Annotated in this window: 9 protein-coding genes; 7 read left to right on the top strand and 2 right to left on the bottom strand. The window is 71.1% G+C overall.

Features of this window, described 5'->3' with window-relative positions; translation table 11 throughout:
• Window positions 1–249 precede the first annotated feature (249 nt).
• The 6 genes from dnaK to bla all read left to right on the top strand — a co-directional run bounded on the left by dnaK (window position 250) and on the right by bla (window position 7321).
• Entirely contained in the window at window positions 250–2082 is a 1833-nt protein-coding gene (gene dnaK, locus AC07EQ_RS35065) for a molecular chaperone DnaK (protein WP_478392116.1), read from the top strand.
• A gap of 145 nt (window positions 2083–2227) precedes the next feature.
• Window positions 2228–2995 (top strand): IclR family transcriptional regulator, encoded by a 768-nt coding sequence (locus tag AC07EQ_RS35060; RefSeq protein ID WP_478392115.1) that lies wholly within the window; start codon window positions 2228–2230, stop codon window positions 2993–2995.
• Window positions 2996–3344: 349 nt separating this feature from the next.
• A complete protein-coding gene (locus AC07EQ_RS35055; RefSeq protein WP_478392114.1) occupies window positions 3345–4376 on the top strand; it encodes a YdcF family protein in 1032 nt (343 codons plus the stop codon).
• Between the two features lie 98 nt (window positions 4377–4474).
• Window positions 4475–5359: a LysR family transcriptional regulator gene (locus AC07EQ_RS35050; protein ID WP_478392113.1), complete on the top strand. Its 885-nt coding sequence runs from the start codon at window positions 4475–4477 to the stop codon at window positions 5357–5359.
• Complete coding sequence (locus AC07EQ_RS35045) at window positions 5356–6252, top strand: serine hydrolase (protein WP_478392112.1); 897 nt, start codon at window positions 5356–5358, stop codon at window positions 6250–6252. Before AC07EQ_RS35050 ends, AC07EQ_RS35045 begins: the two co-directional genes overlap by 4 nt.
• A 151-nt stretch (window positions 6253–6403) precedes the next feature.
• Complete coding sequence (bla, locus tag AC07EQ_RS35040) at window positions 6404–7321, top strand: class A beta-lactamase (RefSeq protein ID WP_478392111.1); 918 nt, start codon at window positions 6404–6406, stop codon at window positions 7319–7321.
• A gap of 22 nt (window positions 7322–7343) precedes the next feature.
• On the opposite strand, the gene AC07EQ_RS35035 is transcribed toward bla, so the two are convergent.
• Complete coding sequence (locus tag AC07EQ_RS35035; RefSeq protein WP_478392134.1) at window positions 7344–8555, bottom strand: sensor histidine kinase; 1212 nt, start codon at window positions 8553–8555, stop codon at window positions 7344–7346.
• A 171-nt stretch (window positions 8556–8726) separates the two neighbouring features.
• Here AC07EQ_RS35035 and AC07EQ_RS35030 point away from each other — a divergent pair, with 171 nt between their 5' ends.
• Window positions 8727–9995 carry a DUF418 domain-containing protein gene (locus tag AC07EQ_RS35030; RefSeq protein ID WP_478392110.1) on the top strand — a complete coding sequence of 423 codons (1269 nt, stop codon included), beginning with the start codon at window positions 8727–8729 and terminating at the stop codon, window positions 9993–9995.
• A 54-nt stretch (window positions 9996–10049) separates the two neighbouring features.
• On the opposite strand, the gene AC07EQ_RS35025 is transcribed toward AC07EQ_RS35030, so the two are convergent.
• Complete coding sequence (locus AC07EQ_RS35025; RefSeq protein WP_478392109.1) at window positions 10050–11492, bottom strand: MFS transporter; 1443 nt, start codon at window positions 11490–11492, stop codon at window positions 10050–10052.
• Window positions 11493–11525 lie beyond the last annotated feature (33 nt).

The following is an 11525-nucleotide window of genomic DNA, read 5'->3' as shown; positions in this document are numbered from 1 at the left end:
GGAAAGGAAGGCCTTTCCCCATCCCCCCCCCCCCCCCCCCCCCCCCCGCTCCCCCCCCCCCCCCCCCCCCCCCGTGCGGCCCCACTCGTCGGTGGTCCGCACGCTGGTGCTGGTCACCGAGCGCAGCGTCCCCGGGCCGGTGCGACTCGGGTGGTCTTTGCCCAGGTGGACGCAGTCGTGGGGGGTTCCCATACTGAGGGTGTCGGCCTCGCAGGACCCGCCCGCCGGCGGGTCGGAGGGGAGGGCGTGATGGGGCGCGCGGTTGGAATCGACCTGGGGACGACGAACTCGGTGGTGGCCGTGCTGGAGGGCGGCGAACCGACGGTCGTCGCCAACTCCGAGGGCTCGCGGACCACGCCGTCGGTGGTGGCCTTCGCGAAGAACGGCGAACTGCTGGTGGGGCAGCCCGCGAAGAACCAGGCGGTCACCAACGTGGACCGCACCATCCGGTCGGTCAAGCGGCACATGGGCACCGACTGGTCGGTGCGGATCGACGACAAGTCCTACACGCCGCAGGAGATCAGCGCCCGCGTGCTGATGAAGCTCAAGCGGGACGCGGAGTCCTACCTCGGCGAGGACGTCACCGACGCGGTGGTCACGGTGCCCGCGTACTTCGACGACTCGCAGCGGCAGACGACCAAGGAAGCGGGCCAGATCGCGGGGCTGAACGTGCTGCGGATCATCAACGAGCCGACCGCGGCGGCGCTGGCCTACGGCCTGGAGAAGGGCGAGAAGGAGCAGACCATCCTGGTCTTCGACCTCGGGGGCGGCACCTTCGACGTCTCGCTGCTGGAGGTGGGCGAGGGGCTGGTCGAGGTCAAGGCCACCTCGGGCGACACCCACCTCGGCGGTGACGACTGGGACGAGCGGGTCGTCGAGTGGCTGGTGGACCGGTTCCGGGCCTCCTCGGGCATCGACCTGAACAAGGACCGGATGGCCATGCAGCGGATCAAGGAAGCCGCCGAGAAGGCCAAGATCGAGCTCTCCAGCTCCTCGCAGACCAGCATCAACCTGCCGTACATCACGGTCGACGCGGACAAGAACCCGCTGTTCCTGGACGAGACGCTGTCCCGCGCCGAGTTCGAGCGCATCACCTCCGATCTGCTGGAGCGTTGCCGCAAGCCGTTCAACAACGCGATCCGCGACGCCGGGATCAAGGTCGGCGACATCAACCACGTGGTGCTGGTGGGCGGGGCGACGCGGATGCCCGCCGTGACCGACCTGGTCCGCGAGCTCACCGATGGCAAGGAGCCGAACAAGGGCGTGAACCCGGACGAGGTCGTCGCCGTCGGCGCCGCCCTGCAGGCCGGCGTGCTGCGCGGTGAGGTCAAGGACGTCCTGCTGCTCGACGTGACGCCGTTGTCGCTGGGCATCGAGACCAAGGGCGGCATCATGACCAAGCTGATCGAGCGCAACACCACGATCCCGACCAAGCGCTCCGAGACCTTCACCACCGCCGAGGACAACCAGCCGTCGGTGATGATCCAGGTCTTCCAGGGTGAGCGGGAGATGGCCGCGCACAACAAGAAGCTCGGCATGTTCGAGCTGACCGGTCTCCCGCCGGCGCCGCGCGGCATGCCGCAGATCGAGGTCACCTTCGACATCGACGCCAACGGCATCGTGCACGTCAACGCCAAGGACCTCGGCACCGGCCGGCAGCAGTCCATCAAGATCAGCGGCGGCTCGGCGCTGCCGAAGGACGACATCGACCGGATGGTCAAGGACGCCGAGGCGCACGCCGAGGAGGACCGCAAGCGCCGCGACGAGGCCGAGATCCGCAACCAGGCGGAGACACTGGTCTACCAGACGGAGAAGGTCCTCACCGACAACGCCGACAAGATCCCGGCCGACACCCGGACGCAGGTGCAGGACGCGATCAAGGAAGTCAACGAGGCGCTCAAGGGCGACGACGTCGACAAGATCCGCGCGGCGGTCGACCACCTCGCGGCGACGTCGCAGGCCATCGGCCAGGCCATCTACGGCCACCAGCAGGCGGCGGCCGGAGACGGCGAGGCGAAGCAGGCGGAAGAGGACGTGGTCGACGCCGAGATCATCGACGAGGAGGACAAGAAGAAGGAGTGATCCGGAGCTCCGAAGTGGATCGCACCGGCAGTTCCCGCTCGGACCCGTGCGTACTTTTCGCTGCTATGGCGACACAAAGTGCACACGGGTCCGGCTCATGCGCAGTCGCAGGACGATGTTCGCTTGAGAAGAATAGAATTCCAGCATGAAGAACAAGCCGCCCTACGCGCTGACGTCCGTCGACAACGCGCTGCTGCTCCTGCAGATGCTGCGCGACCAGGGCGGCCTGCGGGTCAGCGAGGTTGCCGAGGAGCTCGGCATCGCCCGCTCCACCGCGCACCGCCTGCTGTCGATGCTGGTGTACCGGGACTTCGCGATCCAGGACGACCGGCGCACCTACGTGCCGGGCCCGGCGCTGGCCGCGAACCAGGTGGCAGGCCACCCGAACCAGCAACTGCGCAAGGCGCTCCACCCGCACATGGACGCGCTGTGCGAGCGGGTGCAGGAGACGGTGAACCTGATGGTCCGGGTGGGCACCCAGACCCGGTTCCTCGCCAGCGTCGAGTCGACGCAGGTCCTGCACGTCGGCGACCGGCGCGGCACCATCCTGCCCGCGCACCTGTCCTCGGGCGGGAAGGCGCTGCTGGCGGAGCTGGAGCGCGCACAGTTGGAGCAGCTCTACCGGCCGGGTGAGCCGGACCGGCAACTCCCGGAGCGGGAGTGGAAGACGTTGCTGCGCGACCTCAAAGCGGCCCACGAGACCGGGTACGCCCTCAACCGCGAGCGGACCGAAGACGGCGTGGCGGCGGTCGGCATGTGCGTCCACGGCGGCTCCGGCGAACCCGTCGGGGCCCTGTCGATCGCGGCCCCCGCGGCGCGCTTCGCCCCCAAGCGGATCCCGGTGCTGGTGCGAGAGATGCGCGCCGCGGTCGCCCGCGCCGAGATCGACCTCGAATCCTTCCCCGGCCTGTGACCGGTGGGATGACGGTTTCAATTGAAACCGCCGTTCCGGCGAGGCGCGGGGCGTGGTTCTCGGTGTGCATCGTGCTCTGCGCGGGACGCGGAGTACCGGGTGGGACATCGACGGCGGAGCCCGGCGCGTGGTGTGATGTGATGCTCCACTGTGGACATCGCCCGCCGGCTGTCCGTCCGGGGTCCCGGCGATCTCAAGGCCGAATGCGGAGAACTCCCGGTACTCGGGCGCCGGCTCTAGAACGCTCGTGAGTACTTCGGGCCGCTATAGCAGCCCAAAGTAGTCACGGGACCGGGCCTGCGGAAACGTGCGGCCACGGTCCAAAACCACCATCGGTTACGCTTCCGCCGTGCACGACGACTACCAGGTCCCCACCGCGCTCTTCTTCGTGCCGGCGGGTGTCTTCTTCGCAATATTCTTGGTGAGCTTCGCCTTCGACCGCCGGAAGGTGCGCAACGGCCTCTACCTGTTCTTCGCGCTCGTGTTCCTGGTGGGCGCGTCGCTGATGGCGCTCGCTTCGAAGTCGCTGGCCGTCGCCGAGTTCGTGCTCATCTCGCTGTTGTTGCTCTTCCTGCTGATGATCCTGGTGCTCGCGATCTTCCTGGTCGCCAACGGCGTGACGATGATCCGCCGGGAGGGCAGGCGCCTGGCCAACCTGCTGTCGCTGGCCGCCGGCCTCGGGATCTTCGCCTACATCGGGTTGCGGGCGCTGGCCAACACCGTCCAGTGGGCGCCGCTGCAGGCGACCATGGACGCGATCGGTGCCGTGATCTCGTACGTTGCCCTGCTGTTCATGTGCTTCCTGCTCTACTCCTTCGTCTACGGCCGGATCTGGCACCGCCGCGCCGTCGACTTCGTCGTGGTGCTCGGTTCCGGCCTGATCGGCTCGCGCGTGCCGCCGCTGCTGGCAAGCCGTCTCGACCGCGGTCGCGCCGTGTTCGACGCCCAGCGGGCGAAGGGGCGCGACCCGGTGCTGGTGACCTCCGGCGGACAGGGGCCGGGCGAGGACCTGCCCGAGGCGCGCGCGATGGCCGACTACCTCATCGACGAGGGCGTGCCGGAAGACCGGATCCTGGTCGAGGACCAGTCGCGCAGCACCGAGGAGAACCTGCGGTTCAGCAAGGCGATCATGCAGCAGCACCGGCCGGAGCACCGGTGCGTGGTGGTGACGAACAACTACCACGTCATGCGCGCCGCCACCATCGCGCGCAAGGAGAAGGTGAACGGCCAGGTGCTCGGTTCGCCGACGGCGCGCTACTTCTGGCCGAGCGCGACGATCCGCGAGTTCGTGGCGGTCTTCCTGTCGCACAAGATCGTGAACTTCTGCATCTGCGCGTTCCTGATCATCACGAACGTGCTGCCCGCTCTCCAGGACAGCTGAGGGGCAGGCCGCTTCGCGCGGCTGCGGATGGCCGGCGCCCGAACGCCGAGCGCGGAGCCCGCCGAACCGGCCCGGTGAGCGCCTGTTTGGATCGGGGCGTGGATCTGTTGCGTCACCTCCGCTTCTTCGTCGCCGTGGCCGAGGAAGGTCATTTCGGACACGCCGCGGACCGGCTCGGGATGACGCAGCCGCCGCTGTCCCAGGGCGTCCAACGGCTCGAGACCAGGCTCGGCGTCACCCTGCTGACCAGGGGCTCTCGCGGCGTGGGGCTGACCACCGCCGGGGCCGAGCTGCTGCCCAGGGCGCGGGCCCTGCTCGACGGCGCGGAGCAGTTCGAGGAGGAAGCGCGCCGCCAGCGGGAGAACCGCGGCGCGGTTCGCGTCGGCGTCGTCGCGGCGCTCAGCGACCGGCAGGTCGCGGCCCTGACGGCCGCCGTGCGGGCCGCCGCGCCCGATCCGGCGGCCCGCACCGTGATCATCACGACGTCCTCGACGGTCGACCTCGTCGACGCGGTCACCGCCGGCCGGCTCGACTGCGCGGTGGTGCACCACCCGGCGCTGATCGGTGCCCTGCAGGCCGGTCCGGTCCGGAAGATCCCGCGTTCGCTGCTGGTGCCCGCCGACCACCCGGCGGCGCGCCGGAAGCAGTCGCTGCGCTCGCTGGCGGGCCTGGCCTGCGCGACCGCCCCGCGCAGTCACGGGACGGCCGCGTTCGACCTGCTCGTCGACACGTTGCGGATCAAGGGGCTCGACCCGGACTTCCTGCCCGCGGCGGGCGATCGCGACGCGCTGACCGCGGTCGCCGCCGGTCGCGCCTTCGCCTTCACCACCGACCCGTCGCTGGAGGCCTCCGGCGTGACCCGGGTGCAGGCGCCGGGGGAGGACCTCGCGCTGCGGGTGCGGCTGGTCTGGCAGGAGCCCGCGCCGCCGGACGACGTGCTCGCGGCCGTCGAGGCCGCGCTGCGTCCGGAGGCGCTGAGGTGAGCCCGGTCGAGCGCCGCATCCGCGAGGTGCTGGCCGACGCGGGTGCCGAGGGCTGGGTGCACGCGAAGCCGCTGAACCCCGCGTCGGAGCGGGAGATCGACGTGGGTGGCGACGAGCTCGTCGTCACGGCGTCGGTCTACAAGCTGCCGCTGCTCGTGGCTTTGTGCCGCGCATTCGACGCCGGTGCCCTCGATCCGCGGGCCAGGGTGCGGATCGATCCCGCGTCCTGCACGCCCGGGCCCACCGGGATGTCGGCCTTCCAGGACCCGGTCACGGTGTCCTGGCGCGACCTGGCCGCGTCGATGATCGGCGTCTCCGACAACGCGGCGGCGGACCTGATCCTCGGCGAGGTGGGACTCGACGCGCTCGCCGACACCCTCGCCGACCTGGGGCTGTCCCGCACCCGCGTGGTCGGCGGCACCGCCGACTCGCACGCCGCGCTGATCCGCGACACCGGCACGACCACCGCGTCCGAGGCGTTCGCGCTGCTCAGCGACAACGATGCCGCCCGCACGGTGAGCGCCTACGACCCGTCGTACGCCAGCGCCACCACGCCGCGCGAGATGACCCGGCTGCTCGAACTCGTCTGGGCCGACGCGGTCGCGTCGCCGGAGCAGTGCGAGTTCATCCGGCGGCTGCTGGCGAACCAGGCGTGGCAGCACCGGATCCGGGCCGGGTTCCCGTACCGCGGGGTCCGGGTCGCGGGCAAGACCGGCACGATCGGCGCGGTGCGCAACGAGGTGTCGGTGGTGGAGTTCGACGGCGAAACGCCGGTCGCGGTGGCGGTGTTCACGCTCGCGGCCCGCGCCGACGCCGCGCTGCCCGGAGTGGATGCGGCCATCGCGGAATGCGCCCGGATCGCGGTAACGGACCTGCGTTCCGGCCGGTTGTGAGCGAACTTTTTTCGCGGGCGGGGAGCGGCCGGGCGTGGCCTGGCAGCTGCGGCCATATCGAATCGCTATCGGAAGCGGGCCGGGTGCGGATTGGCGCTATCGGTCGCGGGCTGCTTGATTTGCGGCAGACCCGATCGATTGGAGAACTTCCTTGCAGCACCACGAAACCCGCGTCGGACGTCGAGCGATCCTGGGTGCGCTGCTGGCCGCGCCGGCGGTGGCCGCGTGCGGTTCGGGCGGCGTAGCGGCGGCGCCGAGCAACGCGGGGCCGGACCTCACCGGCAAGCACGCCCCGGTCTTCGCAGACCTGGAACGCCGCTACGACGCCCGGCTCGGGCTGTTCGCGGTCAACGTCCACACCGGACGTTCCATGGGGTACCGCGCCGACGAGCGCTTCGCGATGTGCTCGACGTTCAAGACCTACGCGGCCGGCGCTCTGCTGCACCGGCACGGCCTGGCCGGCGGCTACTTCGACAAGCTGATCCACTACACCGAGGCCGACCTGGTGGACTACTCGCCGATCACGAAGCCCAACGCGGGCATCGGCATGATGGTCAGCGAAGTGTGCGCCGCGGCGATCACCCGCAGCGACAACACCGCGGGCAACCTGCTGCTCGCCGAGCTCGGCGGCCCGCCCGCGATCACCGCGTTCGCGCGCTCGATCGGCGACGGCAGCACCCGCCTGGACCGCTGGGAAACGGAGCTCAACTCGGCGATCCCCGGCGACGAGCGCGACACCACCACGCCGGCCGGCATCGCCGCGGGCTACCGGGCGCTGGTGCTGGGCGACGCCCTCGGCGCGCCCGAGCGCGACCGGCTGACCGGGTGGCTGTTCGCCAACACCACCGGCGCCGCGCGGATCCGCGCGGGCCTGCCGCCGGCCTGGCGCACCGGCGACAAGACCGGCACCGGGGACTACGCCTCGGGCAACGACGTGGCCGTCACCTGGACCGACCGCGGCCAGGCGATCGTCATCGCCGTCCTGACCACTCGCCCGCGGAAGGACGACGAGGTCGACAACGGGCTGCACGCCGACACCGCGCGCGTCGTCGCCGCGGCGCTGGGCTGACCCCAGCCACTGTGGACGATCGTCAGCTGGTGGGAAGCGTTGCGGTCACGTGGAAACCGCCGTCGGGCAGCGGACCCGAGTCGATGTCGCCGCCCGCCAGCTGCACGCGTTCGGCGAGCCCGATCAGGCCCTGCCCGCCGCTGGGCAGGCTGCGCTCGAAGCCCTCGGCGGGACGGCTGTTGCGCACCGAGATCTCCAGGTTCTCGGGCCGGTAGGAGAGCGCGACCGAGGCGTGCGAACCGCCCGCGTGCTTGTGCACGTTGGTCAGCGCTTCCTGGATGACCCGGTACGCGGCGCGCTCGACGTGGTCGGGCAGTCGCCGGCGGTCGCCGTCGATGCGCAGCTCGGCGGCCAGACCGGCGTCGCTGGAGGCGGACACGAGCGCTTCGACGTCCTGCAGGGTCGGCTGGGGCGGCTCGGGCCGCTGGTCGGAGGGGTCCGAGCGCAGCACGCCGATCATCTGCCGGAGCTCGTTCAGCGCGCCGCGGCCAACGTCCTGGATGGTCGCGGCGGCCTGGGCCGCCTTCGCGGGATCGCGTTCGGCCAGCAGCTCCAGGGCGCCCGCGTGCACCACGACCAGGCTCACCTGGTGCGCGATGGAATCGTGCATCTCGCGGGCGATGCGGGCGCGTTCCTCGGCGCGGGTCCGCTCGGCGATGAGGGCCTGCTCCCGCTCGGCCCGCTCGGCGCGCTCGACCCAGTGCGCCAGCCGCGCGCGACGACCGGCCATGTAGAGCCCGACGACCAGCGGGAACAGGTTGAGCAGCGACATCATGACCACCAGCGTGGCGAAGTTGCCGATGCTGCTGAACGTGGCGACCTCGCGCAGGAAGGACCGCGACGCGACGATGCTCACCACGGCGGTGCCCCAGATCTGCCAGCGCTTCCGGCCGTAGGCGCCCAGCGCGTACTGCGCGACGAAATTGCCGAAGAAGAACGGCGTCGCGAGATGCACGGCCACGGCGAACAAGGTGACGGTGACCGGGAACCGCCGCATGGCGAGCAGGGCGAGCGAGCCCACCAGCGCCCACGCCAGCTGCCACCACATCTCCAGGTCGCGGGCCGGGTTGTTCAGGACGGTGCTCCACACCGAGAGGAAGAAGACGAACCCGCTGATGACGGCGAGGATCACCCACCGGGGTACCCGTGCCAGCCAGGCCGGCCGCGTGCCGACGAAGTTCGGCTGCTCGTCGAGGGTGAGCTTGCCCGGGAAACCGGCGATCAGACTCCGCATTGCCACGGCACAAGCGTATGGGAACGACGCGCCGACCGAATTGGCCTGCGGTCGTACTACTCAGGTATGACTCCCGCGTTGCGACGCATGGGTTTCTGCGATCCGGGAATGATCACGGAATGGGACTCGCGGTCGATGTCCGCGCAGGGCGGCCCGCCATAGCTTTGGTCCATGGTCCACACGAACGAAAGCCGAACGGCCGCCGCGCCCGGCGCCGTCGAGATACCCGACCCGCGAGCGGTGCGCCCACGCGCACGCCTGAGTGGGGTTGATCTGGCCCGCGCATTGGCGGTGCTGGGCATGTTCGTCGCGCACATCGGGCCGGCGATGCTGGATCCGCGGACGGGCACGGCGGCGGAGGTGCTGGCGAAGCTCGGCAACGGGCACGCCTCGATCCTGTTCGCCACGCTGGCGGGCGTGTCGCTCGCGCTGCTCACCGGTGGCAGCGATCCGCACGACGGCACTCTGCTGCGGCGGGATCGCGTCCGGATCGCCGTCCGGGCGGCGATCCTGTTCGTGCTCGGCATGGCGCTGACGCAGATCGGCGCCCCGATCATGGTGATCCTGTCGTTCTACGCGATCTACTTCGTTCTCGCTCTGCCGGTGCTGCGGATGCCTCCCGTGGCGCTCGCGGCGCTCGCCGGGGTGTGGGCGCTCGTCGCCCCGCAGGTCTCGTTCCTCATCCGTGGCTCGTTCGACAGCGCGGAAGCGGCGGGCGGCGCGTTGTCCTTCAGCGACCTGGCTTCGCCGCAGGAAGCCGGGTCCGGGCTGCTGCGGCTGCTGCTCGACGGCGCGTACCCGGTGCTGACCTGGATGCCGTTCGTGTTCGTCGGCATCGCGGTCGGGCGGCTCGATCTGCGCTCGACGGCCGTTCGGCTGCGGTTGCTGGTGGCGGGTGCCGGTGTGGCGGTCGTCGGGTACGGCGGTTCGTGGCTCGCGCTGAACGTCTTCGGTGGCATGAAAGGGCTTTCGCCGCTGCTGGACGCGCTGAGCCCGATGGCGGCCGAGCTCGGGAAGAGCCCGATGGAGCTCCTGCAGATGGCGAACTTCGGGACGGTGCCCGCAGGTACTCCGGCGATGCTGCTGCTGGCGGCGCCGCATTCCGGCACGACGTTCGAGATCGTGGGCTCCACCGGCGTCGCGCTGGCGGCCCTCGCGCTCTGCCTGTTCGCCGGTGACCGGCTGGGCCGGGTGCTCGCGCCGCTGACGGCGGTCGGTGCCCTGGCGCTGACCGTCTACACAGCGCAGGCGGTGGTGCTGAAGATCCTGGTGGACACCGCGGCGCCGGAGATGGCGGCGCACCCGTGGCTCCCGCTGACCGGATTCGCGCTGGCCTCGATGCTGTTCTGCGGATTGTGGCGACCATTCCTCGGCCGCGGCCCGCTGGAGCGAGTCCTGCACTGGACATCGGTCCGAGTCGCCGCCGCGGTCGTCCGCTGACCGGCCCGGCACGACGCTTGCCCGCCGGGAACGCACCCGGCGGGCAGGAGGGGTTCAGCGCGCCGCTTCGACGACGGGCTCCGGCTTCGGCGCCGGGCGCAGGGCGACGAAGGCGATGACCAGGCCGGCGAACACGAAACCTGCGGAGAGGAGGAAGCTCATGCTGTAGCCGTCGCGCAGTGCCGACAGCGCGTCCGCGCCGGCCTGGAGCCGGGTGTCGGTGTGACCGGCGGCGAGCGTCGCCAGGGCCGCGAGCCCGACGGCCGCCCCGGCCTGTTGGGCGGTGTTGTTGAGCCCGGAGGCCAGCCCGGCGTCGCGCGGGTCGGCGCCCGACATGGCCATCGTGATGACGGCGGGTATCGCCAGCCCCATCCCGGCGCCCATCAGGAAGAGCGTCGGCAGCACGTCCGCGAAGTAGTCGCCGCCCACCGGGGCGCGGCTGAGCAGCGCCAGCCCGGAGCCCAGCGCGAACAGGCCGGTGAGCAGCACCTTCCGGGCGCCGAACCGGTCGGTCAGCCGGGCGGCGAAGAACAGCGAGACGGTGCCGAGTGTCACCGGTGCCGGGACGAAGGCCAGCCCGGTCTGCAGCGAGTCGAAGCCCAGCACCCGCTGCAGGTACAGCGCGTTGAAGAACTGGAAGCCGAAGCCCGCGGCGAACACGAGCACCACGACGACGTTGGCGGCGGAGAGCTGCCTGCTCCGGAAGATCCGCAGCGGCAGCAGCGGAGTGGGCGTTTTCGCCTGGCGCACCAGGAAAGCCGCTACCAGGGCGACGGCTACCGCGGCGCAGCCGAGCGTCGTCCCGGTGCCGCTGGTCGGCTCGGCCAGCTGCACGATCGCGTACACGCCCAGCGACAGCCCGGCGGTCACCAGGACCGCGCCCAGGAGGTCGGCGCCGCGGCGGAAACCGAGCCCGGGGGAGTCGGCCAGCACCCGGACCGCCAGCACGAGCGTCACCGCGCCGATCGGCACGTTCACCAGGAAAGCGCCTTCCCAGCCCAGGGTCCGGGTGAGGACGCCACCGGCGATGAGCCCGATCGCGCCGCCGCCGGCGGAGACGAAGCTGTAGATGCCCATCGCCCTGGCCTGCTCGCCGGGCCGCGGGTACAGCCCGGCGATCATGCCCAGGATCACCGCGGACGACAGCGCGCCGCCGACACCCTGCGCGAACCGCCCGACGACCAGCATCGCCGGGTCGACCGCCACCCCGCACAGCACCGACGCGGCGGTGAAGGTGATCAACCCGGTCAGGAACACCTTCTTGCCCCCGATCAGGTCGCCCAGCCGGCCGGACAGCAACAGCAGCCCGGCGAAGGCGATCAGGTAGGAGTTCACCACCCAGGCCAGCCCGGACGGCGAGAAGCCCAGCTCGTCCTGGATGGACGGCAGCGCGACGGTGACGACGGTGCCGTCCAGGACGACCATCAACTGCATGGTCAGCAGCACGCCCAGCGACAGGCCGCGCCGGCGGGGTTGCTGCGAAACGCTCTGAGTCATCGACGAGTCTTCCCGGTGAGATCTGCGGACCGC

Source organism: Saccharopolyspora sp. NPDC045839 (assembly GCF_056431645.1).
The sequence above is the reverse complement of the archived record's forward strand: the minus strand, read 5'-3'. Positions and strand labels throughout refer to the sequence as shown.

Coding starts and splice junctions, on each gene's coding strand:
- AC07EQ_RS35035 (WP_478392134.1), bottom strand. CDS start 8,555: ATGCGGAGTCTGATCGCCGGTTTCCCGGGCAAGCTCACCCTCGACGAG.
- AC07EQ_RS35025 (WP_478392109.1), bottom strand. CDS start 11,492: ATGACTCAGAGCGTTTCGCAGCAACCCCGCCGGCGCGGCCTGTCGCTG.
- dnaK (WP_478392116.1), top strand. CDS start 250: ATGGGGCGCGCGGTTGGAATCGACCTGGGGACGACGAACTCGGTGGTG.
- AC07EQ_RS35060 (WP_478392115.1), top strand. CDS start 2,228: ATGAAGAACAAGCCGCCCTACGCGCTGACGTCCGTCGACAACGCGCTG.
- AC07EQ_RS35030 (WP_478392110.1), top strand. CDS start 8,727: ATGGTCCACACGAACGAAAGCCGAACGGCCGCCGCGCCCGGCGCCGTC.